Here is a 24,675-nt window from a genome sequence, read left to right as displayed (position 1 = left end):
CCTGCGGCCTACAACGACTGGCGGGCCATCCGGTCCAGGGACTCCAGCAGGGCCGGCAGCTCGCTGCCCCGGCCGATCGGCAGCACCTGGCCGGGGGCCTCGTCGAGGAGCACCAGAGCGATGTCGTCGGTGCGGGCGACCAGCGACCAGCCGGGGCCGTCCGCCCGGATGGCGCGGGCGTCGCCGCCCGCCGGGGCGGAGCGGATCCGGCCGGCCGGCGGCGGCTCCGAGAGGTAGCCGCGGGCCTCCTCCAGCACCCGGCCCACCGGCCCGGCGGGCCCGGACCGCCTGGCCCCGGCGCCCTCCGGGCCCGGGTTTCCGTCCTGCTGGTTAAAGGTGACGCTCTCGGAGACCCGGGCCCGCCAGGTGTGCCACTCCCGGGCCACCTCGTCGGCGCCGAGCCGGCGCTGCGCCGGGCCCCAGCCGTTGGGGTCGGGCGGGGTGAGCGGGGGACGCCCGCTCGGCTCCGGGCGGGGGTCGTGCGGATCCGGCAGGTCGGGGGACTGCGTGGCCAGCGGAAGGGGCCAGCCGGGCAGCGACTCCACCACGGTCTTGTCCGGCGGGGCCAGGTCGTAGGGCAGGCCGCAGTCCCAGGCGGCTATCGCCCCGGCCACCAGGGCCGCGTCGTTGGAGACCACGGTCCAGCGGGCGCCCGCCCGGTCCTGGCCGAAGAGCAGCCCGTAACCGGAGCTCCACGGCTCCAGGCCGAGTACCGCGCACGCCTCCTCGTAGTCGTCGCCCAGCACGCTGGGGAACTGACCCGGGGTCAGAAGCGTTGCGGTCAGTACATAGAAGGCGTCTTCCGTGTCCTGGTGTTCATCGCTGCTGGGTTCCGACACCGCGCTGCTCTCCTCCCCGGCGGCGCGCAGGGACCGTACCGCCGCCGTGGGGGCGGGCGGGGGCGGACCCTCCGTGCCGATGACTGTTCGAATGCCGGGTCAGACTACCGACTCCCGGGCGGTGCGGGGAGCCGAAGCCACAGGCCGGACGGCGGCCGCGGCGGTGCCGGCGGTCGGGCCGGCCGGGGCCTCAGCCGGTGACGGCGCGCAGGCTCTCCTTCAGGGAGCCCATGGTGGCCATCACAGCGGTCGGCTCGTAGCCGCAGTGCGCCATGCAGTTCTCGCACCGGGGGTCGTTGCCGCGGCCGTACTTCGACCAGTCGGTCTCCTCCAGCAGCTCCTTGTAGGTCGCGGCGTAGCCGTCGGCCATCAGGTAGCAGGGGCGCTGCCAGCCGAAGAGCGAGTACGAGGGGATCGCCCACGGGGTGCACTCGAAGTCGGCCTTGCCCTCGAGGAAGTCGAGGTACAGCTCGGAGTGGTTGAGCCGCCACTTCTTGCGCCGGCCCTCGGCGAAGGCCTTGGAGAAGAGCTCGCGGGTCTGCTTCACGCCGAGGAAGTGCTCCTGGTCCGGCGCCTTCTCGTAGGCGTAGGCCGGGGAGATCTCCATCCGGTCGACCTTGAGGTCGTCGTTGAGGTACTCGAGGACCTCGATGATGTCCTGCGGGGTGTCGTGGGTGAAGAAGGTCGAGTTGGTGTAGACGGCGAAGCCGGCCGCCTTGGCCATCTTGATGGCCTCCACCGCCTGGTCGAAGACGCCTTCCTTGGCGACCGACTCGTCGTGCCGCTCGCGCAGCCCGTCGATGTGCACCATCCAGGCGAAGTTGCGGTGCGCCTTGAACTTGTGGAGGTGCCTGGGGAGGAGGACGGCGTTGGTGCACAGCACCACGAACTTGCCCCGCTTGAGCAGTTCCTCGGTGATGGTGTGGATCTGAGGGTGCATCAGCGGCTCGCCGCCGGCCAGCGACACCATGGGCGCGCCGCACTCCTCGACGGCGCCGATGGCCTGGGCGACCGGCATCCGCTGCTTGAGCACGCCTGCCGGGTGCTGGATCTTCCCGCACCCCTCACACTTCAGGTTGCAGGCGAAGAGGGGTTCGACCTCCACGATGAGCGGGAACTTCTCCCGGCGCAGCAGCTTCTGCTTGACCAGGTAGCTGCCCATCTTGACGGTGAGATTGAGCGGGAGTCCCATGATCCATAACTCCAGTACGGATAGCTGTACAGGATGGCCTTACAATCGACAAACATACACGCTGTATGGAACAGGATGAGGGTATGGCTCGGATTCGCGCCACTCGGCGCCGCAGGGACGATCACGTCGCGGATACCCGCTCCGCGCTGGTGCAGGCGGCCCGCGAGCTCTTCGCGGACCGGGGCTACTCGGCGACCGGGACCGAGGACATCGTCGCTGCTGCGCGGGTCACGCGCGGTGCGCTGTACCACCACTTCAAGGACAAGGCCGACCTGTTCCGCGCGGTGATGACGGAGTCCGCCCAGGAGATGGCGGAGCGCCTGGTGGCCCAGGAGATCCGGCGTGCCGAGCAGCATCCGGGCGATTCCTGGCAGTTGCTGAGGGATGGCTTCCAGTCCTTCCTGGACGCCTGTACGGACCACGACTTCCAGCGGATCGTCCTGGTCGAGGGGCCCGCCGTGCTGGGGCACGACGCCTGGGACAAGCTGGTCGAGGAGCACGGCTATGTGCTGCTCGCCGAGGCGCTGACCGAATCCATCCAGGAAGGCCGAATCGAACCGCTGCCGGTCGCCCCCCTCACCCGGATGCTGGCCTCGCTGATCTCCGAGGCCAGCCTCTATATCGCGCGGGCCGAGGACACCGGCAAGGCGCGCGCGGACGCCGGCGCCGTGCTGGACCGGCTGCTGGCCGGCCTCGGCGCCGAGCCCCAGCGCATCCCCGCGCAGCAGGGCTGAGCACGGGGGCCGGCGGAGAACCGCTCAGCCGCCGTCATCGCCGCGCCGGCGCTCGGCGGGAGCGCCGCCTTCGGCGGAGTTGCTGGCCCCGGCGGCACCGTTGCCCCCGGCGGAAGCGTTGGAGCCGTTGCGCCCGGCGGAGCCACCGGGCGCGTTGGAGCCACCGGGCTCGTTAGGGCCACCGGGCTCGGCGAGTCGAGTCGGGTCGGCGGCCGTGGAGCCGTTGTACGAGGGCCGGTCGGAATCCGGCGGGTCGGAGGGACGCTCCGGGCGTGTCGCGGTCGCTTCGCGCTCCGGCGGATGCGGGTCGGCCGCGACGGCGGCCTTGGTCCTGCCGCTCCCGTTCCGGGCTCCGCCTGCCCTGGAGTCCTCGGAGGCCTTCTCCGGCTGGTCGCCCGCGCGATGGCGGCGGACCGACCAGACGATCAGCGCGAGGATCACGATCACCGCGACGACCACCGCGCCCACCCGCCCGGCGACCTTCTCCACCCTGGCGTACGCGTTGCCCGCGGCGTAACCCAGCATGGTGAAGCCCACGCCCCAGACGAGCCCGCCGAGCGCGTTGAAGAGCAGGAAGGTGCGGTAGGGGAGCAGCGAGGCGCCGGCCATGGTCGGCACCAGCGCGCGGAAGAGCGCCACGAACCGGCCGAGGAAGACCGCCGCCGGGCCGCGCCGGCGCATGAACCCCCGGGCCTTCTCGATCCGCACCTCGTGCTTCAGCGCGATCCGCGACTGGAAGATCTTCGGCCCGAAGTGCCGCCCCACCTCGTATCCGACCGAGTCGCCGGCGATCGCCGAGAAGACCACCACCGGGACCATCAGCCAGATGCTCACCCCGCCGCCGGTGCTGGCGATCACGCCGCCGAGGACCGCGGCCGTCTCGCCCGGCAGCACGAAGCCGACGAAGAGCGCGTCCTCCGCGAAGACCAGCATCGCGACGACCGCGTACACGACGGGGCCGGAGAGGCTCCGCAGCCATTCGGTGATCGAACCCATCGCCGTCCTCGGTCCGTCGCTTGCCGGGCGTAGTGCGAACTCCCGGTGCGGCTGGTGTGGTTCCCAACCCTATGGGGTGGCGACCGCCGCTTCCGCCTTATCCGGGCCGGTCGGGCGCGGCGTGTCCCGCAGGCCGAGGCGCAGGTGCTCCACGTGGTAGACCGCCTGGTCGAGCAGCTCGGCGACATGGTCGTCGTACAGGGCGTAGACGACGCTGCGCCCGTGGCGCTCCCCGGTCACCATCCCGAGGTTCCGCAGCAGCCGCAGCTGGTGGGAGCAGGCGGACTGCTCCATGCCGACCTCGGCGGCGAGCTCGGTGGCCGCGCACGGCCCCTCGCGGAGGCGGGAGAGGATCAGCAGCCGGGAGGGCGTGGCGAGGGCCTGCAGGGTGGTCGCGACGGTGGCGGCGCTGGCCGCGTCCAGCCGTCGGCGGCTCTCCTCGGTGGCGGGGGCGGATTCCGCACCGCCCGTCGCGTTCGCATGGCCCATGCGGCCATCGTACCCAGGGGGCTTGAACGCGCGTTCATACATCCGCCCGGAACGGAGGGAGGGATCCGGTAGACCCACCGTCAGGCCGTGACCTGCGCACGGGCGGTGGCCCCCCGGCGCACGACGGGGGATACCCCTACCGCTTCTGTCGGACCCGTGTGGGACGCTGTGAGCGGGGAAGCTAAGAGCCGGGTAAATACGGCGGAAGAAACCTGAGCGCCCGGCGGTTGACCTGGGTTGGGCGTTCCGGGGGCGCAGACGTCCCGGGCCACGGGTCGTCGCTCTGGATCGGAATCGGGAACGGGAGGGGACACCGGGTGTCCGTTACATCCGCTCTGTCCGTGGTGTTCGCGCTGCTCGCCGCGGGGAGCAACGCGGCAGGCACGGTGCTGCAGCGCCGGGCGGCCCTCACCGTGCCGTCCGCGGACAGCTTCCGGTTGCGGCTGATGATCGACCTGGTCAAGCATCCGGTGTGGCTGGGCGGCATCCTGGCGGTGATCTTCGCCGCGCTCTTCCAGGCCGCGGCGCTGGCCACCGGCCCGCTGGCGGTGGTCCAGCCGATATTCGTGCTCGAACTGCCCTGCGCGCTGTTCATCGCCGGCCTGGTGTGGCGGAAGTCGATGACCCGTCAGGTGTGGGTCCCGGTGGCCTGCATCGTGGCGGGGCTGGCCATGGCGCTGGTGGCGGCGCGGCCGACCGGCGGCACGCCGCAGGCGCCGATGCCGCTCTGGATACTGTCGCTGGTCTGCTGCCTGGGCGCGGTCTTCGTGCTCTGCGTCGCCGCCCTGCGGCGCCCCTTCGGTCCCGCCCGGGCGGCCTGCCTGGGACTGGCCACGGCCATCGCCTACGCGCTGACCGCGGCGCTGATGAAGTCCGCCACCGACACCCTGGACCGGCACGGCGTGGCCGCCTTCTTCGAGGCCTGGCAGACCTACGCCTTCGCGGCCGTCGGGGTGCTGGGGCTCTTCCTGCTGGAGAACGCGATGCAGTCGGGGCCGCTGGTGGCCTCGCAGCCGGCGCTGACCCTGGGCGACGCGCTGATCTCCCTCTCCCTGGGCGTGACCCTCTACTCGGAGACCGTGCGCACCGGCTGGTTCCTGGTGCCGGAGATCATCGGTGCCGGTCTGGTGCTCTTCGGGGCGATCGCGCTGTCCCGGATGCCCAGCATGAAGTCGCTGATGACGCAGGCGGGTTCGGAGTCCAGGACGGTGGCCGCCGGAAGCCCGCCGCCGGTCCAGGAGCCGGGGCCGCGGCCGGGCCCGCAGTCCCGCGGGGAGCGTTCTGAGCGTCCCGAGGAGTCGCCCGTACGGCCTCGGCAGACCGTCGACACCGAGACGTGATCTTCGTTCAGGTGTCCAAGGAAGCCGCAGGTCGCTAGCCTCTTGGGCCGTGAGCGCGGAACGGGAACACGGCTTCGAACTGGGTACGGACGGACCACGGGTGATCGTGGCGGGCTTGGACGGGTCCGAGTCGTCCTGGCGGGCCGCCGCGTATGCGGCCGGGCTGGCCCGCCGTCAGAACGCCCTGCTGGCCCTGGTGTATGTGCAGCCGCTGTCCGGGTCGGTCGCCCCCGGGGTGGGTGCCGCGGCGGTGGCGAGTGGCCAGCAGCTCGCCGAGCAGCTGGAGCGGGAGGTGCGGGAGGCGGCCGAGCGGTCGGGGTGGTCCCGGCAGCTGCGCTGGGAGTTCCACACCTTCCCCGGCGAGGCGTACACCGGCATCGCCCAGGCGGCCGACCAGATGCGGGCGGACGCGGTGGTGATCGGTGCCTCCGAGCAGGCCGGCCACCGGCTGGTGGGCTCGGTCGCGGTGCGCCTGGTGAAGCACGGCCGGTGGCCGGTGACGGTCGTCCCTTGAAGAGGGTTCAGCCCGCCGGGACCGCCGAGCTGGCTGCTGCGAGCCGCCCGGCGGTCCGCGGCCGAGCTGCGGCGGACCCATCGGGCGCTGCGCCGGCTGCGGGTGCGCCTGTGGGAGCGGCTGCTGCGGCCGCGACCGCAGTCGGAGACGGGGACGCCGGGCGTGCTGTGGAACCTGCCGATATCCGGCCCGGGTGCGGCCGAACCAGGTCGTCCGGGCCGACCGGGCCGACCGGGCCGTCCGCACGGCGGCCCGGATCAGCGGTAGCGGAGGCCGCGACCCCGTCCCGGGTGCGCGGCCCGCTCCGTCCCAGGCTGCGCAGTACGCCGGCCGCGGCGGCCCGGCCGGCCCGGTTGGCGCCGATGGTGGAGGCCGAGGGGCCGTAGCCGATCAGATGGACGCGGTGGTCGGCGGCCGCCCGGGTGTCCCCGTCCCCGTCCAGGCGGATGCCGCCGCCGGGACCGCGGAGGCCCAGCGGCGCGAGGTGGCCGACGGCCGGGCGGAAGCCGGTGGCCCAGACGATCGCGTCGATCCGCTCCCGGCGGCCGTCGGCCCAGACCGCGGAGTCCTCTGTGAGGTGGTGGAACATCTCCCGCCGGTTCAGCACGCCCAGTTCACGGGCCCGGCGCAGATAGCTGGTGAGCGGCAGGCCGGTGACCGCGACCACCGGCTGCGGCGGCAGGCCGGCCCGCACCCGCTGCTCGACCAGGGCGACCGCGGCCCGGCCGTCCTCGGGGGTGAACCCGTCGTGCTCCGGGCGGAACCGGGGCGGGGTGCGAGTGGTCCAGATCGTCTCGGCGCCGGGGGCGAACTCCCGGATCTCGGCCAGGACCTGGATCGCCGAGAGTCCCCCGCCGACGACCAGGACCCGCCGGCCGGCGAAGGTCTCCGGGCCGCGGTACTCGGCGCTGTGCAGCCGCCGGCCACGGAAGAGCTCCGTGCCGGGGTAGTGGGGGAGGAACGGGCGGGTCCAGGTGCCGGTCGCGCTGACCAGGGTGCGGGTGGTCCAGCTGCGGCCGTCGGCCGTCCGCACGGTCAGCAGTGCGCCGGGGCCGTCGGTGACCGAGGCGACCGGGGCGGGCCGGAGTACCGGGAGGGCGAACCGCCGCTCGTAGTCGGCGAAGTAGGCGGGGACGACGTCCCGGGCCGGGGCGTCCTCGGCGAAGGCGGGAACGGGGGCGCCGGGCAGCGGATGGAGCCCGTTGACGTCCCGCATGGTCAGTGACGGCGTCCGGTGGGCCCAGGCGCCGCCCGGAGCGGCGTCCGCGTCCAGGACCAGGAGCTCGGTCCAGCGGGCCAGGCCGCGCCGGGCCAGATGGTAGGCGGCGGAGAGCCCGCCCTGGCCGGCGCCGACGACCACGGTCTCCAGCGGTGGGGTGGACGACCCGGAAGTCGTTGAATCCGCAACCTTCATATCGGCGACAACACCGCCGGGAGCGGCCGTCTTCCCGGGGCGCCCGGCGTCTCCGGGCCGGTCGGGCCCGGCGTCTCCGGGCCGGTCAGTCCTCGGCGGGCGAGGTGCCGGGGACGGCCGGGGAGCAGTTCAGGACGTGCTGGTAGACCTGGTCGGCCACGTCCGGGTCGCGGCGCCGGAAGGCGTCGATCAGCGGCTGGTGCTCGGCGGCGTTGTCATGGGTGTGCGGGCGGAACCAGCGCAGCGAGAGGGCGCTCCACACCTCGATGCCCAGGGACTCCCAGGAGTAGACCAGGACCCTGTTGCCGGAGGCCTCCACGATGGCCCGGTGGAAGGCCAGCACCTCGCGCTGCTCGGCGTCGGTGTCGCCGATCGACACCGAGTGCCGCATCGCCTCGACGTGCTCCTCCAGCTGCTTGGGGTCCTCGGCCAGACGGTCCGCGCCCAGCTCGGCGGCGACCCGCTCCAGGCCGGCCCGTACCGGGAAGGTCTCGGCCAGATCCTCGGGGGTGAAGTTGCGGACCCGGGCGCCCTTACCGGGCACCGTCTCGATCAGCCGGAGGGTCTCCAGCTCGCGCAGGGCCTCGCGCACCGGCGCCTGGCTCACCATCAGCTCGGCCGCGACCCGCCGCTCCACGATCCGCTCACCGGGCTGCCACCGGCCGGAGAGGAGCCCCTCCAGGAGGAGTTCTCGCACCTGCTCGCGCAGCGAGCTGCGGGTGAGCGTGGGCGCGCCTTCCATCGCCGAGGGCCGACCGCCCATCAGATCACCTTCTCCATCAGGTCCGTTACCTCGGGCTCTGGCCCCCGGGCGGCCAGTATGCAACCTGGACCCGCGGGTGACCAGCACGGGAACGCCAGCGTGCAGCCGAGTGTTGACGCGCTGTCGCCGTGCGAACGCATCATCTCAGAAGGTTCGAAAGGGCGGACGCCCAGGTCCGGGCGGTGCGGGCGGGCCGGATCACCACCCCCGCCCGTCCGGCGGACAGCGGAGGGTCGCGCCCACCGGCTGTTCGGGGACTTCTCGACGGCCCACCCGCGGTCTCGAAGGCGGAGCCGCATTCGACCATGGAAACGAAGGGCTCGGCCTCGGCGGCGACCACCGCGACCCACGTCCGGACGGTGCGGCTGACCGCCGCGTCGCGGCGGACCCCCTGAGTGAGGCGCCTGCCCGGGCCCCTGCCCGGCGATCCGGAGGCGGCGCCGGGACCGCTCTCCAGATCGAGGCCGCCCGTCCCCGCCCCCGTTCGGCACCCGCGACTTGACGTCCCGTCACCTTCTCCCCGCATCATCTTCTGAGGAGCGCCGGGAGGGGGCGGCACGGGCATGGGCCATCGCACGAGGCGCGGCGTCGGGCTGCTCGCCCTGGTCCTGCTGCTGGTCGGGCTGTCCGCACTGACCGGCTGCGAGGCCGGGAGCACCGCCGGCGCCCAGCCCACTCCGCTGACGCCGGGCGCCTCGGCCCTCGGCCCCCCGCGGCCCGCCGCCCCCGGGGACTGGCCGGTCTACCACAGGGACCCCCTGCGCACCGGCGCCGCCGCCGGGCCCGCGCCGGCGGCCGGGCTCCGTACCGACTGGACCGCCCATCTGGACGGCACCGTCTACGGCCAGCCGCTGCTGATCCGCGGCCGGGTGCTGGCCGCCACCGAGAACGATTCGGTCTACGCCCTCGACCCGGCCACCGGCCACGTCCTGTGGCGCCGCCACCTGGGCACCCCCGTCCCGCTCTCCGAGCTGCCCTGCGGCAGCATCGACCCGCTCGGGATCACCGGCACCCCCGCCTACGACCCGGCCACCGGCATGGTGCTGGTGGTCGCCGAGACCACCGGGGCCCGGCACTGGCTCCTCGGCCTCGACGCCGGGTCGGGCGCCCTGCGGCTCAGCCGGGAGGTCGAGCCGCCGCACGGCGACCGCACCGCCGAACAGCAGCGGGCGGCGCTCGCCGTCTCCCGCGGCCGGGTGTACATCGCCTACGGCGGCCTCAACGGGGACTGCGGGCGGTACCTCGGCTCGGTCCTCTCGGTGCCGGTCACCGGCGGCGGCCCGGTCTACTCCTTCACCGTCCCCACCTCCCGGGAGGGCGGCATCTGGGCGCCCGGCGGCCCGGTGGCGGACGGTTCCCTGCTCTATGTGGCGGTCGGCAACGGCGCCGCCACCGGCGGGAGTTGGGACGGCTCGGACTCGGTCACCGCGCTCGCCACGCCCACCCTGCGCCGGGTCGGCGCCTTCGCCCCGGCGGACTGGGCCAAGGACAACGCCTCGGACTCCGACCTCGGTTCGCTCACCCCCGTGCGGGTCGGCCGGTTCCTCCTCCAGGCCGGGAAGTCGGGAACGGTCTACCTGCTGGACGCCCGCCACCTCGGCGGGATCGGCGGTCAGCTCGCCGGCATCCAGTCCTGCCCGGCCTACGGCGCCGCCGCCGTCCGGGGCCTGACGGTGTATCTGCCCTGCCGCAGCGGCCTCCAGCAGATCACCGTCGGCGCGGACGGCACCCTGCGCACCGGCTGGCGATTCCCCCTCGGCCAGGGCGGCTCGCCGGTCCTCGGACCGGGCCCCGGCGGGCACGGCGGCGCGGTCTGGGTCGCGGACTGGGGGACCGGGACACTCCACGTGCTGGACGCGGCGACCGGCCGGCAACTCGCCTCCCTCGCGCTGGGAACGCTGCCGCACTTCGTCTCGCCGGTGCTGGCCGGCGGCCGCGCCTACGTCGGTACCACGGCCGGGGTCACCGCGATCGGCGGGGCATGAGCAGCAGCCGTCAGACCCGAGTGGCAGAGTGTGGGGTGCGTCGTACGACCGGTACGACCCGCACGACCGCACCACTTGGACGCACGAGGAGTGAACCGTGTCGGAATCCACTGCGCAGGCCCAGGCCCGGCTGGACAAGCTGCCGGAATGGGAGGCGCTGGGCAAGCACCGCGAGGCGCTGGGCGACACCCATCTGCGCGAGCTGTTCGCCGCCGACCCGGACCGCGCCGAGCGGTACACCCTGAGGGTCGGGGACCTGTACATCGACTACTCCAAGCAGCTCGTCACCGATGAGACGCTGGAGCTGCTGCGCCGGCTGGCGGCGGTCCGCCGGGTCGCCGAGCTGCGGGACGCGATGTTCCGCGGGGAGAAGATCAACGTCACCGAGGACCGCGCGGTGCTGCACGTCGCCCTCCGCTCCCACCCGGAGGAGGTGATCGAGGTCGACGGGGTCAACGTGGTCCCCGAGGTGCACCAAGTCCTGGACAAGATGGCCGAGTTCAGCACGCGGGTGCGCAGCGGCGAGTGGAAGGGCTCCACCGGCAGGCGGATCCGCAACGTCGTCAACATCGGCATCGGCGGCTCGGACCTCGGCCCCGCGATGGCCTACGAGGCGCTGCGGCCGTACTCCGACCGCAACCTGAACTTCTTCTTCGTCTCCAATGTCGACGGCGCCGACCTCCACGAGGCTCTGCAGGGCCTCGACCCGGCCGAGACCCTCTTCCTGGTCGCGTCCAAGACCTTCACCACCATCGAGACCATGACCAACGCCTCCTCCGCCCGGAAGTGGCTGCTGGACGGCCTGGGCGCCGGCCAGGAGGCGGTGGCCAAGCACTTCGTGGCGCTCTCCACCAACACCGAGAAGGTCTCCGAGTTCGGCATCGACCCGGAGAACATGTTCGTCTTCTGGGACTGGGTCGGTGGCCGCTACTCCTACGACTCGGCGATCGGCCTCTCGCTGATGATCGCCATCGGTCCGGACCGGTTCCGGGAGATGCTGGAGGGCTTCCACACCGTCGACGAGCACTTCCGCACCGCCCCGCCGGAGCGCAACGCGCCGATGCTCCTCGGCCTCCTCGGCATCTGGTACGGCGCCTTCTTCGACGCCCAGTCGCACGCGGTGCTGCCGTACTCCCACTACCTGTCCAAGTTCACCGCGTACCTCCAGCAGCTGGACATGGAGTCCAACGGGAAGTCGGTCACCCGCCAGGGCGAGCCGGTGCACTGGACCACCGGCCCGGTGGTCTGGGGCACCCCGGGCACCAACGGCCAGCACGCCTACTACCAGCTGATCCACCAGGGCACCAAGGTGATCCCGGCGGACCTGATCGGCTTCGCCCAGCCGGTCGCCGAGCTGGAGCCGATGCTCAAGGACCAGCACGACCTGCTGATGGCCAACCTCTTCGCGCAGGGCCAGGCGCTGGCCTTCGGCAAGACCGCGGAGGAGGTGCGGGCCGAGGGCGTGCCCGAGCACCAGGTCACCGCGCGGACCTTCCACGGCAACCACCCGACCACCACCGTCCTGGCGGAGTCGCTCACCCCCTCGGTGCTCGGCCAGCTGGTCGCGCTCTACGAGCACAAGGTGTTCACCCAGGGCGCGGTCTGGAACATCGACTCCTTCGACCAGTGGGGAGTCGAGCTGGGCAAGGTGCTGGCCAAGCGGGTCGAGCCGGCCCTGACCGAGGGCGCCGAGGTGCCAGGTCTCGACGCCTCCACGGCGAACCTGGTGGGGGAGTACCGCCGGCTGCGCGGCCGCGGCTGAGGCCGGTCGGGTCGGGCGCGGAGCCGCGGTCGGCGGCCCCGCGCCCTGCGGTCACCCGTTGGCCAGGGCCTGGACGCGGCTGTAGTCGCCGTTGAACCGGTCCTGGTCGCCGGGGAAGGTGCCGGAGTCGGCCCACTGCCAGATGGTCTGGTAGGTCCAGTTGTACGGCATGGTGCCGGGGCTGCCGTTGTAGTTCGCGATGAAGAGCGGGTTGGTGGAGGCGAACGCCCCCAGGTTGCCGGTGCACTGGCTCCACCAGCTGGTCGCGGTGTAGATCACCGGCCAGCGCCCGGTCTTGGCGTGGTACTCGTTGCTGAACGAGAGCACCCAGTTGACCATCCCGGAGGCGGAGAGCCCGTAGCAGGTCGCGCCGTACGGGTTCCACTCCAGGTCGAGCATGCCGGGGAGGGTCTTCCCGTCGCCCGACCAGCCGCCGCCGTGGGCGACGAAGTAGTCCGCCTGGGTGGCGCCGGAGGAGGTGTCCGGGGTGGCGAAGTGGTAGGCCCCGCGGATGATCCCGGCGTTGTAGGAGCCGGTGTACTGCTGCGAGAAGTACGGGTTGGTGTAGCTGGTGGACTCGGTCGCCTTGACGTAGGCGAACCTGGCGCCGTCGGCGGCCACCGTCGACCAGGCGACGTTCCCCTGGTAGGCGCTGACGTCCAGACCGGGGGTCTGGGTCGCGAACGGGCTGACCGCGGGCGGGGCGGACACGGCGGCCGGCTGGTGCTTGGCGACCTGGGAGCCCGCCCAGTCCAGCTGGGGGTGGGTGATGTGGTTCGCGGGGGCCGCGCTGGACGGCGTGCCGGCGAACCCCAGCACGGTGGAGGCCGCAAGCGCGGCGAGGGCGAGCGGCTTGGCAATGGTGCGCCAAATGCCATGGGCATGACAAATCGCGCTCAAGAGTTCCTCCGTTGGGTGGCCACCCGTGGGGTGGACGAGGGGTGAGAGGCGCGTTGGGGTGCGGTGTTCAGAGTGCGACGATTCAACGCGTGATCACAAGAGTGCGTCGGGCGACGGCGCCACACATGGCAGCGGCCACCGGGTGGGAGCCCGGTGGCCGCTGCCACGTGCCGTATTGCCGCTGAGGGGTCAGGAGCTCGGCGCGGCCGCGGTCGCCTGCTGCGGCTCGGGGTCCGGCTCCGAGGGCGCGCGGAGCCGGAGGCCGTGTTCCGGCACCGGGCGCTTGCGGGTGGCCAGGAAGAAGGCGATCGCGGCGAGGAAGACGACCAGCGAGGTCCAGTCGTTCAGCCGGAGGCCGAGGAAGTGGTTGGCGTGGTCGCTGCGGAGGGCCTCGATCCACCCCCGCCCGGCCGTGTAGATCGCCGCGTACAGCGCGAAGAGCCGGGCCGAGTGGAGCCGGAACCTGCGGTCGATCAGCAGCAGCGCGACGCACGCCGCCGCGTCCCACAGCGACTCGTAGAGGAAGGTCGGCTGGAAGACCCCGTGGACGACGGTGCCGTCCGGCATGGCCTTGTGGATCTCCAGGCCCCACGGCAGCTTCGTCGGGTCGCCGTACAGCTCCTGGTTGAAGTAGTTCCCCCAGCGGCCGATCGCCTGGGCCAGGATCAGGCCCGGCGCCAGCGCGTCCGCGAACGCGGAGAGCCGGATGTTCTTGCGGCGGCAGCCGATCCAGGCGCCGACCGCGCCCAGCGCCACCGCGCCCCAGATGCCGAGGCCGCCGTCCCAGATGTACAGCGCCCGGATCGGCTGCTCACCGCGGGTGAAGTACAGCTCGGGATCGGTGATGACGTGGTAGAGCCGGCCTCCGACGATGCCGAACGGCACCGCCCACAGGGCGATGTCGAAGACGTCCTCGCGGTTGCCGCCGCGTGCCGCCCAGCGCCGCTGGGTGAGCCAGACCGCCACCACGATCCCGGCGATGATGCACAGCGCGTAGGCGCGGATCGGGACCGGCCCGACGTGCCACACGCCCTGCGACGGGCTGGGGAGGTAGGCCAATTCCATCCGAGCTGCCATCCATCCGGGCGCTGATCACGGCGGGCCCTCCGCCGCGAGGGGCTCCACAGTACCGCGCGTCCGCCTCCGCTCAGCGCCGGGTCATTCGCCCAGTTCCCGCGAGATCCGGGCGAGTTGTTCCAGCCGCTTCTCCAGCGAGGGGTGGGTGGAGAAGAGCCCGCCGCCGGAGGCGCCGCGCTCGGCCGCGGCCGGGGTGAAGAAGAAGGCGTTGAACGCCCCGGCGGTGCGGAGGTCCTCGCTGGGGATCCGGGAGATGTCGCTGGAGAGCTTGGTCAGCGCGGAGGCCAGCGCCGACGGCTTCGCGGTGAGCAGCGCCGCCGAGCGGTCCGCGGCCAGCTCGCGGTACCGGGAGAGGGCCCGGATCAGCACGAAGCTCAGCGAGTAGACCGCGATCGAGACCGCCATCACCGCCAGCAGGATCATCATCGTGTTCTGGTCCTTGCGGCCCCGGCCGCCGAACATGCTGCTGTACATGGTGACCCGGACCAGCAGGCCGGCCAGCACGCCCAGGAACGAGGCGATGGTGATCACCGCGACGTCGCGGTGCGCCACATGCGAGAGCTCGTGCGCCAGCACGCCCTTGAGCTCCTCGTCGTCGAGTCGCCGGATCAGGCCCCTGGTCACGCAGATCACCGAGTGCTCGGCGTTGCGGCCGGTGGCGAAGGCGTTGGGCAGGCCGAGCTCGGAGATGGCGACCTTGGGCTTGGGCATGTCGGCGGTCGCGCACAGCCGGTCGATCAGCGCGTGGAGGTCCGGTTCCTCCTCGGGCGTCACCTCGCGGGCCTTCATGGCGAAGAGGGCGACCCGGTCCGAGAACCAGAACTGGGCGAAGAGCAGGGCACCGAGGATCACCACGACCGCGGCCACCGACTTGAGCAGCACGATCAGGGCGGCGGCGAAACCCACGTAGAGCAGGCCGAGCAGAAACAGGGTCGTGCCCATCCGCACGCTCAGCTTGCGGTCCGGCTGGAATCGGGTCTTCACCGTAGGACCTCCGTTCCTCGCATCCATGGTGACTCCCCGGGGCCCGGAACAACAGGCTGCACGGGTATGAGTCGGCTGGGAAATCGGGGGTCGCCGGGGACGCCGTGCCGGGCGGGCGACCCGATCCGCGGATTCTTGACGGTCTTTCAGCGCCCGTACAGGATGAGGAGCGCCAGGTCCGGGCCGGTTGTTCCCGCTCGTTCGGACCACCTCGGCACGTCTGGAGCCGCATGCGCATCACCGCCATCGAGGCCACCGATCTCTTCGTCGGCACCGCCGCCGCTCCGCGCCAGGTCGTCAGGGTGACCCTGACAGGCGGCCCGGCGGGCGACGGCGGCGGGCCCGGGCAGCGGGTGGGCGAGCCGGTACGGCTGCGGATCGAGGGCCCCGCGGTCCGCACCCCCGAGCCCGCCGAGGTCCCGGCGCCGGCGCCGGGGGAGGAGCGCACCGCGGAGGTCGGCGTGGAGCTCGCCGCGCCGGTGCTGGAGGGCGCGACCCGCCCGGTGACGGTGATCGCGGAGACCGCGGAGGGGCAGCGGGCGGCGCAGGCCGAGGAGCGGATCACCGCGGCCGTCCCCGGCTGGACCATGTTCCTGGTCTCGCACTTCCACTACGACCCCGTCTGGTGGGCCACCCAGGCCGCCTTCACCGCCACCTGGTACGACATCCCGGCGGCCGAGGAGCGCCGGCCGAAGGAGATCGTCCGTACCGCCTTCGACCTGGTGCGGGCCCATCTGGACGCGGCCCGGCACGATCCGGACTACAAGTTCGTGCTGGCCGAGCTGGACTATCTGAAGCCGTACTGGGACGCCCGCCCCGAGGACCGGGCCGATCTGGCCCGCTTCCTCCGCGAGGGGCGGGTGGAGCTGGTCGGCGGGACCTACAACGAGCCCAACACCAACCTGACCCACCCCGAGTCCACCGCCCGCAACGCCGTCCTGGGCGTCGGCTACCAGCGCGAGGTGCTCGGCGGGGACCCGCGCACCGGCTGGATGCTGGACGTGTTCGGCCACGACCCCGCCTATCCGGGGCTGATGGCCGACGCCGGGCTGACCGCCTCCTCCTGGGCCCGCGGCCCCTTCCACCAGTGGGGGCCGCGCACCCACGTCGGGGACAACGCGCGGATGCAGTTCCCGGCCGAGTTCGAGTGGATCTCGCCCAGCGGCCGCGGCCTGCTGACTAGCTACATGCCCAACCACTACTCGGCCGGCTGGGCCATCGAGCAGCAGGCCGGGACCCTCGACGAGGCGATGGAGCAGGCGTATCTGCAGTACGCCCAGCTCAAGCCGGCCGCGGCCACCCGGAACCTCATGCTGCCGGTCGGCGGCGACCATGTGGTGCCCTCCCGCTGGTCCACCGGGATCCACCGGGGCTGGGCCGAGCGGTACGTGTGGCCGCGGTTCCGGGTCGCGCTGCCGCGCGAGTACCTGGACGCCGTCCGCGAGGAGCGCGGCGACCGCCCGTTCCGGCCGCAGACCCGGGACATGAACCCGGTCTACACCGGCAAGGACGTCTCCTACACCGACACCAAGCAGGCCCAGCGGGCGGCCGAGACCGCCGTCCTGGACGCCGAGCGGCTGGCCGCGCTGGCCACCCTCACCGGCGGCCGCTATCCGCACGCCGCCCTGGACAAGGCCTGGCGGCTGCTGGCCTACGGGGCCCACCACGACGCCGTCACCGGCAGCGAGTCCGACCAGGTCTACCTCGACCTGCTGGCCGGCTGGCGGGAGGCGTACGAGCTGGGCGAGGAGGTGCGGACGGCGGCGGCCGACCTACTGGCGGCGCTGGTGGACACCGGGGACGGCGGCCCGCCCGGAGGGAGGCCCGTACTGGCCTTCAACACCCTCTCCTGGGCGCGGGACGGAGAGGTCCTGCTGACCCTCCGCCGGGCCGCGGCCGGCGGAGCGCGCGGTGCGGCCGTCCTCACCCACGACGGGGTGCCGGTACCGGCCGTGAGCGAGGCGACCCGGCGCCATCCGGACGGCAGCCTGGCCGAGACCACCCTGCGCTGGACCGCCCGCGAGGTCCCCGCCCTGGGATACCGGCTCTACCGGGTGGTGGACGCGGACACCCTGCCCGAACCCTGGCGGCGGGTGGAGGGCGCGGCCGCGGGCAACGAGCGCTTCCTGGTGCAGGCCGATCCGGTCCGCGGGGGCGCGCTGAGCTCGATCCGCGACCTCCGTTCCGGCCGCGAGCTGCTGCGCCCGGACGCGCTGGGCGCCGAGCTCACCCTCCAGGAGGAGTACGCCGGGCACCCGCGGTGGGGCGAGGGGCCCTGGCATCTGCTGCCCAAGGGTCCGGGACTGCGCGGCGGCACCGACGGCGAGCTGGTCGGCGAGGTCCGGGCGGAGGAGTCGGCGCTGGGCCGGCGGGTGCTCTCGACGGTCCGCCTGGCCGGACTGGACGTCACCCAGGAGGTGACCCTGCGGGCCGGGGCCGAGCAGATCGACTTCCGCACCCACGTCGACGGCTCGATCGGCTCCGACCGGCTGCTCCGCGTTCGCTTCGGCCTCGACCTGCCCGGCGCCAAGCCGGTGCACGAGGTCGGATACGCGGCCATCGGCCGGCCCTTCGGCTTCCCGGACGCCGACTCCGGGCCGCATCCCTGGACGCTGGACAACCCCGCGCACACCTGGGCCGGGCTCGGCGCCACCGTCCGGATCGCCCTCCACCGCCCGGACCGGGTGGTCGAGGAGCACGCGGTGGGCGTCGCCGAGGTGGTCCACCCGGACGGCGACGCCGAGACCGGCGACGACGCCTCCGCGGAGGTCCGGGCCCTGCTGGCGGCGCTTGCCGCGCAGGGCGTCACGGCCACCGGCACCCTCCCGGACGGTCCCCGCTACGGCGCCCCCGATCTCGACTCCAACCTCCCCGACCTGCGGATCGCCCTGGGCGGGCCGGAGCGCAGCGGCTACACCGCCGCCGTCCTGCGCGACCTCGACCCGGCGTACACCAAGGCGCTGGCCGAGAACGGCCGGGTGTTCGTGGCCGCCGGGCGCCCCCAGCGGGACGGCTGGCAGCCGGACGCCGAGCAGACCGGAGTCCGGGACCTGCCGCTGCTGATCGTGGCCGACCCGGTGGAACGGCTCTGCGCCGACCTGGCGGACGCGGTGATCGAGGTCCGCCAGGGCGAGCTGCCCGGCAGCCGGGAGCCCTTCGCCGGGGCGTCGGTGGCGCTGCTCAACCGGGGGACGCCGAGCCACGTCGCGGAGGTGGACGGCACCCTCTGCCTCAGCCTGATGCGCTCCTGCACCTCCTGGCCGAGCGGGGTGTGGCTGGACGGGGAGCGGCGGACCGCGCCGGACGGCAGCGGATTCCAGCTCCAGCACTGGTCGCACACCTTCGAGTACGCCCTGGTCGCGGGCGGCCCGGACTGGCGGGCGGCCGGCTTCGTGCGGGCCGGGCAGGAGTACAACCACCGGCTGATCGCCCGTGCGGTGGAGCCGGCGGGCGGCGGCGGACTGCCGCCGGTGGCGAGCCTGGCCTCGGTCGAGCCGGAGAGCGCGGTGCTCAGCGCCCTCAAGGCGCGCGGCAATCCGTACGCCACCGGGCGCACCGCGGAGGAGGACCCGGGGGCGGCGGACCCCGTGGAACTCACCGCCCGGGTCTACGAGTCCACCGGGCAGCCGGTCCGCGCCCGGCTCCGGCTGCGGCCGGGGATCGCCGCGGCGGCCAGGACCGATCTGCTGGAGGAGGAGCGGCGGGAGGAGCTGACCGTGGACCGGGAGGGCGGCGCCGAACTGCCGCTCGGACCGGCCGAGGTGGCCACGGTCGCGCTGACCCCGGCCGGGGCGCTGCGACCGGGGCGCGGCCGGCGGCGCTGGGGCCGGCCGTCGAGCCGGTCCAGCCCGTGCCGACCCGCTACTGGCTGCACAACCGGGGCCCGGCGCCGCTGGGCAACCTCCCGGTGGGCGTCCACCTCTCGCATGCCGAGGGCGGAGGGGACGCGGGCGACGGCCGGGTGCACGCGGTACGGCTGACGGTCGCGGCCTCCGCCGAGCCCGCCGCCGGCACGGTCGAGCTCGCCGTGCCGGACGGGCTTGAGCTCCTCGACCGGGACGCCGCCCCGCTCGGCTTCGACCTTCCGCCCGGCGGCCACGCCGAGTTCGCGCTGCGGGTGGGCGTCACCCGGCCCGGCGGCCCCTACCACCTGGCGGCGCGGATCGGCGATCCGCTCGGCCAGACGCTGGAGGACGTGCTGGGGTTCGGTGCGAACACGGCGGGGGCGCCGTTCCTGGTGGAGGGCGCGGGGACGGGGTCCGGGCCGCTGCGGGTCGCCCCAGGCGGCCGCGGCTCGTTCCGGCTGCGGATCACCGTCCCGACCGGCTCCCCGGTCCACGGTGAGGCCCAGCTGTGCAGCCCCTTCGGCACCTGGGGCCCCGGCGCGGACCTGCTGGTCGGCCCGTGGACGCAGGGGTTCGAGGCCGGCCCGGAGGCTCCCGCGGAGCTCCGCTGGACGGTCGCGGCCCCGCCCACCGCCCGGCCCGGGACCCGGATCTGGGCGCTGGTCCGGGTGGCCGCGTACGGCTCGGTGCACTATGCGGTGACCGTGCCGCTGGAGGTGGCGGCCGCGGAGGGATGAGCGGAGCGGCGTCCGGGAGCATTCACTCCGGGGCCTCATAATGGGTGATCGCCCCGGATGGGGCCGAACCAGGTGATCCGCGTCAATCCGCGCCAAGCGGACGTGTCCAGTGCAGGAGTGACCGCATGACGGAGGCTGAGGCCGTCCCCGGCGAACCCGACGGGGCGACCCCCGCACCGCATCGGCGCAGCTTCGGCCTCGCCACCGCGACGGCCCTGGTCGCCGGCAACATCATCGGCGGCGGAATCTTCGCGCTGCCGGCCAGCGTCGCCCCCTACGGCACGATCAGCCTGGTGGCGTTCGGGGTGCTCAGCGTCGGCGCGGTGCTGCTGGCCCTCCTCTTCGGCCGGCTGGCCCAGCGCGCCCCGGTCACCGGCGGGCTGTACGTCTACCCCCGGGACGCCTTCGGCGACTTCGCCGGATTCCTCTCGGCGTGGTCGTACTGGATGATGACCTGGGTCAGCAACGCGGCGCTGGCGGTGGCCGCGGTCGGCTATCTCACCGTGCTGATGCCGGTGCACGGGCGGGTGCCGGAGGCGCTGCTGGCGATGGCGGTGCTGTGGCTGCCGGCCGTCCCCAACCTCCTCGGCACCCGCTGGGTGGGCCTGGTGCAGGTGGTCTCCACCGTGCTCAAGCTGGTGCCGCTGCTGCTGGTGGCGATCGGCGGGCTGTTCTTCATCAGGCCGGAGAACTTCGGGCCCTTCAACGCCCACGGCGGAGACCCGATCGGGGCGGTCAGTGCGGCCTCGGCACTGCTGCTCTACAGCTATCTCGGGGTGGAGTCGGCGGCGGTGTCGGCCGGCGAGGTCCGCGATCCCGGCCGCAACGTCGGGCGGGCCAGTGTGCTCGGCACGCTGGTGGCCGCGGTGGTCTACCTGCTGGGAACACTGTCGGTGTTCGGCACCGTCCCGCACGACCGGCTGGTCGGCGCGGACGCGCCGTTCTCGCTGGCGGTGGACGCGATGCTGGGCAGCGGCGGCGGGGTGCTGATCGCGGTGGCGGCGCTGGTCTCCAGCCTCGGCGCGCTGAACGGCTGGGTGCTGATGAGCGCTCAGATGCCCTACGCGGCGGCCCGGGACGGGCTCTTCCCGACCGCCTTCGTCCGCGAGGGCCGGGGCGGGACGCCGGTCTTCGGGGTGATCGCCTCCTGCGTGCTGGGCAGCCTGCTGATCCTGGTCGACTACGCCGGCGGGACCAACACGGCCTTCGCCGACCTGGTGCTGATCACCACCTTCACCGGCACCGTGCCGTACGTCCTCTCCGCCGCCTCGCAGGTGTACTGGCTGCTGAAGGGCGCCCGGGAGCGGGTGCGGACCGGCCGGCTGGTGCGCGACCTGCTGGTCGCCGTGCTGTCCTTCGCCTTCTCGATGTGGCTGATGGCGGGCGCCGGCTACTCGGCGGTCTACCAGGGCTGCATCTTCCTCTTCCTGGGCATCGCGGTCTTCGTCTGGCTGAAGGCCCGCCGCGAGGCCACCCGCGAGCTGGCCGAGGAGGCGCTGGAGCCGGAGCGGGGCTGAGCGCCCCGGCCCCGGCGGCGGCGCGGCGGCCCCGCTCGGATCCGTCAGCCCTGCGAGCGGCGGCCGCGCTTGCCCAGCGGGGGAGCGGTGCGGTCCTCGGCCTGGCTGCGAAGGCCCTTGTAGCCGTAGCCGCGCTCGTCGAGCCAGGCGCGGGCGGCCTCCTCGGCGCGTTCGGTGGCGAGGAGGATGTCCTCCTCGTCCTCCCCGCTGTCCAGGTAGCGGAAGGTGAACGCCGGGCGGGCCGCGATGTCGTAGCTGAGGTGGCCCTCGGGGGTGTAGGCGGCGAAGAGGTAGCTGTGCTCGTCGGCGTCCGCCTGGAGTTCGGCGCGCTGCCCGGCGGTCAGGCCCTCGAAGGCGCCGCGCACGGTGATCCGGAAGGTACGGGTGGACATGGTGGGAGGCTAGGGGCGCCGACCGCTCGGCCTCAACCCGATTTCGCCGCCTTCCCGCTGGTCAGGGCGTATGGGCTCAGGGGATCGGGGTGGTGCGGTGCCGGCGGGCCTCCGCCCGCTGCTCCGGGCTCAGCTCCGAGGTGATCTGGAGGTCCATCAGGCGCCAGCGCCCGTCCACCGGGCAGCGCTGGTAGCGGCCGCCGGGGGTGCGGACGGCCTTGAGGGACACCATCGGGAGGAAGGGCGTCTCGAAGAGGTGCCCGTCGGGGCAGCGCATCACGCGCCAGTAGGACATGGGTGGGGCTCCGCTGGGTGAGGACCGGTTCGGTGAGTGATGTCAAGGCTGCCTTGACGGTCTCCTGCCTGTCAAGGCAACCTTGACGTCCGCTCCGCCCCGCTCAGGCCCAGTGGGTTCCCGGAGCCGGCGGCCCGGCCGTCGTCCGGAGCTCGGTGAGCAGCTTCAGGAAGCGCGCGGCGGCCGGGGTGAGCTGCGCGTGGAGCGGGCGGACGATGTCCAGGCGGCGGTGGATGGCCGGTTCGGTGACCGGCAGATAGCGGAGGTCCGCGAAGCTGGTGAGGAAGCCGACCATGGCCGGAAGCGCGGTGACGCCCAGGCCGGCGGCCACCATCCCGCCCACCGTGGCCACACTCCCCGCCTCACTGCCGGCCTCGACCACCTCGTCCGCCGAGACGCCGGCGGCGGTGAAGGCCAGGTCGGTGAGCATCCGCAGGCTGGAGTCCCGGCCGAACGCCACGAACCGCTCCTCGGCGAGCCGGCTCCAGGTCACCGACGGCAGCTCGGCCAGCGGATGGCCGGGCGGCAGCGCGGCGAGGAACTCGTCCCGGACCAGTGGCTCGTGCCGCACGTCCGGCGGCAGGCTCTGCGGCACCGTGATGGCCAGATCGGCCTCGCCCTGCGCGAGCCGGCGCGACACCGCGGCAGCCGAACCGTCCCGGATCCGCACCTCGACGCCCGGGTACCGCTCGTGGAAGGCGGCGACCACGCTGGGCAGCAGCACCGCCGCCACCGAGGGCAGCGCGGCGACGGTGACCGTGCCGTGCTCCTGGGCGAGGAACTCGCCGATCTCGTGCATCCCGGCCCGGTGGGCGGCGAGGATCCGCTCGGCCACCACCAGCACCTCCTGCCCCTCCGGAGTGAGGGCGACCGTGCGGGTGGTGCGGTCCAGCAGACGGACGTGCAGCCGGTGCTCGATCGCGGCGACCGTCCGGCTCAGCGCGGACTGGGAGACCCGCAGCCGCCCCGCCGCCGAGGTGAAACTGCCGGCTCTGCCGACGGCCGCGAAGACCTCCAGCTCACGCAGGGTCAGATTCATGCGCCCAGAGCATAGGGCCAACCGGCATTGATGTTGCCCCCTGGAACCGGTCGGGTCTCGTGGACGATCCGGAGCCTGCGCGCCCCCTTCCGCCGGGGGCCGCGGCTGCGGATGATGCGCGGTGGGCTTCGCTTGAGAGGAGCGTTCTCGTGAGACGTAAGGTTCGGCTTCTGCTGGGCGCGCTGCTGGCGCTCGCCACCGCCGCCCTGGGGCTGCTGCCGGCGAGCGCGTACGCGGCGAGCGGCGGTACGGGCGCGGCCGGCGGTACGCCGGTGGTACGGACGGACAGGGGCGCGGTGGGCGGCGCGGCCTCCGACGGCGTCGAGCGGTTCCTCGGGATCCCCTACGCGGCGCCGCCGACCGGGGCACTGCGGTGGCGGCCGCCGCAGCCGGCCCGGCCCTGGCCCGGTGTGCGGGACGCCACCGCGTTCGGCAGCTCCTGCCCGGCACTGGCGAGCACCAACGGTCCGCGCAGTGAGGACGAGGACTGCCTCTTCGTCAACGTCTGGCGGCCCGCGGGGGCGTCCGCGGGGGAGCGGCCGCTGCCGGTGCACGTCTTCATCCACGGCGGCGGCCTGGTCAACGGCAGCGGCACGCAGATGGACGAGTCCAGCCTGGTCCGGCAGACCGGGGTGATCGGCGTCTCGCTCAACTACCGGCTGGGCGTCTTCGGCTTCCTCGGACTGCCCGGACTCGCCGCCGAGGGCGGCGGGGACACCGGCGACTACGGCTTCCAGGACCAGCAGGCCGCCCTCCGCTGGGTGCAGCGCAACATCGCCGCCTTCGGCGGGGACCCCCGGCAGGTCACCATCGACGGCGAGTCGGCCGGCGGCTGGTCGGTCTGCGGGCATCTGGTCGCCCCGGGTTCGCGCGGGCTCTTCTCCCGGGCGATGATCCAGAGCGGCTCCTGCCACTCCATCCCGCTCAGCCAGGCCGAGTCCAACGGCGCCGCCTACGCCGAGCAGGCCGGCTGTGCCCAGACCGAGCAGAGCGCCCTCCTCGCCTGCCTGCGCGCCGAACCGGCCGGACATCTCCTCGACGCGAGCGGCTCGTTCTCGCCCGCCTTCGTCCACGGCACGCCGACCTTCCCGATCGGCAACCGGCAGGCGCTGGACACCGGGGCCTTCGCCCGGGTGCCGGTCCTGGTCGGCGCCAACCGGGACGAGGGGAGGACCTTCGCGGCCGGCTACATCGGGGCCGGGGAGGACGCCTACACCTCCTTCGTCGACGGCATCGCCGGCGACCGCGCCGACGAGGTCCTCGCCCGCTACCCCTGGCCGGCGAACCCGGACAGGTTCACCGCCGCCTACCTGATCGGCGCGATCATGACCGACTCCGGGGTGGTGGCCGGGATCGGCGGCTGCGGCCTCCAGGCGACCGTGGAGGACCTCGCCCGCCACACCACCACCTACTCCTACGAGTTCGACCACCGCACCGGCCCGGGTCTCACCCAGATCCCCGGCTACGTCTGGGGCGCCGGGCACGCCGCCGAACTCGCCTACATCTGGCCGAGCTTCGACAACGGCACGCCGATCGCCCCGCTCTTCAACGCGGCCGAGCGGCAGCTCTCCCGGGAGATGACCCGGTACTGGGGGGCCTTCACCGCCCACGGGCGCCCGCAGGTCGGGGGCCAGGCCCCGTGGCCCTCGTACCGGGCGGGCGCCGGGCGGATGATCTCCCTGCGGGCCGGCGGGCAGAGCACCGACATCTCCGCCGCCCGGTTCGCCGCCGAGCACCAGTGCGCGTTCTGGGACACCATGCCGGTCACCCAGAACCTCTCCTGACGGCTGTCAGCATGTCCTGACGCGCCGTCAACTCGCCTGCGCCGCCCTCCCCGTGGGGGCGGCGCAGCGCCGTACGC

Annotated in this window: 20 protein-coding genes; 8 read left to right on the top strand and 12 right to left on the bottom strand. The window is 73.5% G+C overall.

What is annotated here, in order from left to right; all coding sequences use genetic code 11:
* Positions 1 to 8 precede the first annotated feature (8 nt).
* Positions 9 to 839: a hypothetical protein gene (locus tag BS73_RS05265; RefSeq protein WP_037570107.1), complete on the bottom strand. Its 831-nt coding sequence runs from the start codon at positions 837 to 839 to the stop codon at positions 9 to 11.
* A 190-nt stretch (positions 840 to 1,029) separates the two neighbouring features.
* Positions 1,030 to 2,031: an adenosyl-hopene transferase HpnH gene (hpnH, locus tag BS73_RS05260; protein WP_037570105.1), complete on the bottom strand. Its 1,002-nt coding sequence runs from the start codon at positions 2,029 to 2,031 to the stop codon at positions 1,030 to 1,032.
* Between the two features lie 83 nt (positions 2,032 to 2,114).
* On the opposite strand from hpnH, the gene BS73_RS05255 reads away from it, so the two are divergent.
* The gene (locus tag BS73_RS05255; RefSeq protein ID WP_037570104.1) at positions 2,115 to 2,765 is read left to right on the top strand and encodes a TetR/AcrR family transcriptional regulator; all 651 of its coding nucleotides are present in this window, start codon (positions 2,115 to 2,117) and stop codon (positions 2,763 to 2,765) included.
* 24 nt (positions 2,766 to 2,789) lie between these two features.
* Here BS73_RS05255 and BS73_RS39215 read toward each other — a convergent pair whose 3' ends face one another.
* Both BS73_RS39215 and BS73_RS05245 read right to left on the bottom strand, forming a co-directional pair.
* Positions 2,790 to 3,761 carry a VTT domain-containing protein gene (locus BS73_RS39215; protein WP_063836922.1) on the bottom strand — a complete coding sequence of 324 codons (972 nt, stop codon included), beginning with the start codon at positions 3,759 to 3,761 and terminating at the stop codon, positions 2,790 to 2,792.
* 69 nt (positions 3,762 to 3,830) lie between these two features.
* Complete coding sequence (locus BS73_RS05245) at positions 3,831 to 4,250, bottom strand: ArsR/SmtB family transcription factor (RefSeq protein WP_037570102.1); 420 nt, start codon at positions 4,248 to 4,250, stop codon at positions 3,831 to 3,833.
* A 317-nt stretch (positions 4,251 to 4,567) separates the two neighbouring features.
* Here BS73_RS05245 and BS73_RS05240 point away from each other — a divergent pair, with 317 nt between their 5' ends.
* Entirely contained in the window at positions 4,568 to 5,590 is a 1,023-nt protein-coding gene (locus BS73_RS05240; protein WP_200886646.1) for a DMT family transporter, read from the top strand.
* Positions 5,591 to 5,639: 49 nt separating this feature from the next.
* The gene (locus tag BS73_RS05235) at positions 5,640 to 6,104 is read left to right on the top strand and encodes a universal stress protein (protein WP_037570100.1); all 465 of its coding nucleotides are present in this window, start codon (positions 5,640 to 5,642) and stop codon (positions 6,102 to 6,104) included.
* Positions 6,105 to 6,111: 7 nt separating this feature from the next.
* Here the strand turns inward: BS73_RS05235 and BS73_RS05230 are convergent, their stop codons facing one another.
* Together BS73_RS05230 and BS73_RS05225 are read right to left on the bottom strand one after the other, a co-directional pair.
* Entirely contained in the window at positions 6,112 to 7,518 is a 1,407-nt protein-coding gene (locus BS73_RS05230) for a flavin-containing monooxygenase (protein ID WP_084703812.1), read from the bottom strand.
* A gap of 85 nt (positions 7,519 to 7,603) precedes the next feature.
* A complete protein-coding gene (locus tag BS73_RS05225; RefSeq protein ID WP_235215312.1) occupies positions 7,604 to 8,281 on the bottom strand; it encodes a GntR family transcriptional regulator in 678 nt (225 codons plus the stop codon).
* 563 nt (positions 8,282 to 8,844) lie between these two features.
* Here BS73_RS05225 and BS73_RS05220 point away from each other — a divergent pair.
* Positions 8,845 to 10,266: an outer membrane protein assembly factor BamB family protein gene (locus BS73_RS05220; RefSeq protein ID WP_051939480.1), complete on the top strand. Its 1,422-nt coding sequence runs from the start codon at positions 8,845 to 8,847 to the stop codon at positions 10,264 to 10,266.
* Between the two features lie 97 nt (positions 10,267 to 10,363).
* The gene (gene pgi, locus BS73_RS05215) at positions 10,364 to 12,028 is read left to right on the top strand and encodes a glucose-6-phosphate isomerase (RefSeq protein WP_037570098.1); all 1,665 of its coding nucleotides are present in this window, start codon (positions 10,364 to 10,366) and stop codon (positions 12,026 to 12,028) included.
* 51 nt (positions 12,029 to 12,079) lie between these two features.
* Here pgi and BS73_RS05210 read toward each other — a convergent pair whose 3' ends face one another.
* From BS73_RS05210 to htpX, 3 genes are all read right to left on the bottom strand, one after another.
* On the bottom strand, positions 12,080 to 12,928 hold the full coding sequence (locus tag BS73_RS05210; protein ID WP_152617526.1) for a lysozyme: 849 nt from the start codon (positions 12,926 to 12,928) through the stop codon (positions 12,080 to 12,082).
* Between the two features lie 189 nt (positions 12,929 to 13,117).
* A complete protein-coding gene (gene lgt, locus BS73_RS05205) occupies positions 13,118 to 13,993 on the bottom strand; it encodes a prolipoprotein diacylglyceryl transferase (protein ID WP_037570095.1) in 876 nt (291 codons plus the stop codon).
* 93 nt (positions 13,994 to 14,086) lie between these two features.
* Entirely contained in the window at positions 14,087 to 14,989 is a 903-nt protein-coding gene (gene htpX / locus BS73_RS05200; RefSeq protein ID WP_037570092.1) for a zinc metalloprotease HtpX, read from the bottom strand.
* Positions 14,990 to 15,219: 230 nt separating this feature from the next.
* Here htpX and BS73_RS05195 point away from each other — a divergent pair, with 230 nt between their 5' ends.
* Positions 15,220 to 18,969, top strand: a complete 3,750-nt coding sequence (locus tag BS73_RS05195) for a glycoside hydrolase family 38 N-terminal domain-containing protein (protein WP_051939478.1) — start codon at positions 15,220 to 15,222, stop codon at positions 18,967 to 18,969.
* Between the two features lie 727 nt (positions 18,970 to 19,696).
* Positions 19,697 to 21,088, top strand: coding sequence for an amino acid permease (locus BS73_RS05190; RefSeq protein WP_037570089.1), 1,392 nt, complete (start codon positions 19,697 to 19,699; stop codon positions 21,086 to 21,088).
* A gap of 44 nt (positions 21,089 to 21,132) precedes the next feature.
* Here BS73_RS05190 and BS73_RS05185 read toward each other — a convergent pair whose 3' ends face one another.
* The 3 genes from BS73_RS05185 to BS73_RS05175 all read right to left on the bottom strand — a co-directional run bounded on the left by BS73_RS05185 (position 21,133) and on the right by BS73_RS05175 (position 22,814).
* Complete coding sequence (locus BS73_RS05185; protein ID WP_037570087.1) at positions 21,133 to 21,480, bottom strand: DUF6204 family protein; 348 nt, start codon at positions 21,478 to 21,480, stop codon at positions 21,133 to 21,135.
* A 76-nt stretch (positions 21,481 to 21,556) separates the two neighbouring features.
* On the bottom strand, positions 21,557 to 21,775 hold the full coding sequence (locus tag BS73_RS38645) for a hypothetical protein (protein ID WP_051939476.1): 219 nt from the start codon (positions 21,773 to 21,775) through the stop codon (positions 21,557 to 21,559).
* Between the two features lie 103 nt (positions 21,776 to 21,878).
* A complete protein-coding gene (locus tag BS73_RS05175) occupies positions 21,879 to 22,814 on the bottom strand; it encodes a LysR family transcriptional regulator (protein ID WP_037570084.1) in 936 nt (311 codons plus the stop codon).
* 149 nt (positions 22,815 to 22,963) lie between these two features.
* On the opposite strand from BS73_RS05175, the gene BS73_RS05170 reads away from it, so the two are divergent.
* Positions 22,964 to 24,598, top strand: coding sequence for a carboxylesterase/lipase family protein (locus BS73_RS05170; protein WP_063836919.1), 1,635 nt, complete (start codon positions 22,964 to 22,966; stop codon positions 24,596 to 24,598).
* Positions 24,599 to 24,675 lie beyond the last annotated feature (77 nt).

The sequence above is a fragment of the Phaeacidiphilus oryzae TH49 genome, assembly GCF_000744815.1.
In the GTDB taxonomy this organism is placed as follows: domain Bacteria; phylum Actinomycetota; class Actinomycetes; order Streptomycetales; family Streptomycetaceae; genus Phaeacidiphilus; species Phaeacidiphilus oryzae.
Note: the sequence above shows the minus strand (reverse complement) of the source record. Positions and strands in the feature narration are given on the sequence as shown.

Excerpts from the sequence above, each read along its gene's own strand:
- hpnH (WP_037570105.1), bottom strand. The coding sequence starts at position 2,031 with ATGGGACTCCCGCTCAATCTCACCGTCAAGATGGGCAGCTACCTGGTC.
- BS73_RS05255 (WP_037570104.1), top strand. The coding sequence starts at position 2,115 with ATGGCTCGGATTCGCGCCACTCGGCGCCGCAGGGACGATCACGTCGCG.
- BS73_RS39215 (WP_063836922.1), bottom strand. The coding sequence starts at position 3,761 with ATGGGTTCGATCACCGAATGGCTGCGGAGCCTCTCCGGCCCCGTCGTG.
- BS73_RS05245 (WP_037570102.1), bottom strand. The coding sequence starts at position 4,250 with ATGGGCCATGCGAACGCGACGGGCGGTGCGGAATCCGCCCCCGCCACC.
- BS73_RS05230 (WP_084703812.1), bottom strand. The coding sequence starts at position 7,518 with ATGAAGGTTGCGGATTCAACGACTTCCGGGTCGTCCACCCCACCGCTG.
- BS73_RS05225 (WP_235215312.1), bottom strand. The coding sequence starts at position 8,281 with ATGGGCGGTCGGCCCTCGGCGATGGAAGGCGCGCCCACGCTCACCCGC.
- BS73_RS05220 (WP_051939480.1), top strand. The coding sequence starts at position 8,845 with ATGGGCCATCGCACGAGGCGCGGCGTCGGGCTGCTCGCCCTGGTCCTG.
- lgt (WP_037570095.1), bottom strand. The coding sequence starts at position 13,993 with ATGGAATTGGCCTACCTCCCCAGCCCGTCGCAGGGCGTGTGGCACGTC.
- BS73_RS05195 (WP_051939478.1), top strand. The coding sequence starts at position 15,220 with ATGCGCATCACCGCCATCGAGGCCACCGATCTCTTCGTCGGCACCGCC.
- BS73_RS05190 (WP_037570089.1), top strand. The coding sequence starts at position 19,697 with ATGACGGAGGCTGAGGCCGTCCCCGGCGAACCCGACGGGGCGACCCCC.
- BS73_RS05185 (WP_037570087.1), bottom strand. The coding sequence starts at position 21,480 with ATGTCCACCCGTACCTTCCGGATCACCGTGCGCGGCGCCTTCGAGGGC.
- BS73_RS38645 (WP_051939476.1), bottom strand. The coding sequence starts at position 21,775 with ATGTCCTACTGGCGCGTGATGCGCTGCCCCGACGGGCACCTCTTCGAG.
- BS73_RS05175 (WP_037570084.1), bottom strand. The coding sequence starts at position 22,814 with ATGAATCTGACCCTGCGTGAGCTGGAGGTCTTCGCGGCCGTCGGCAGA.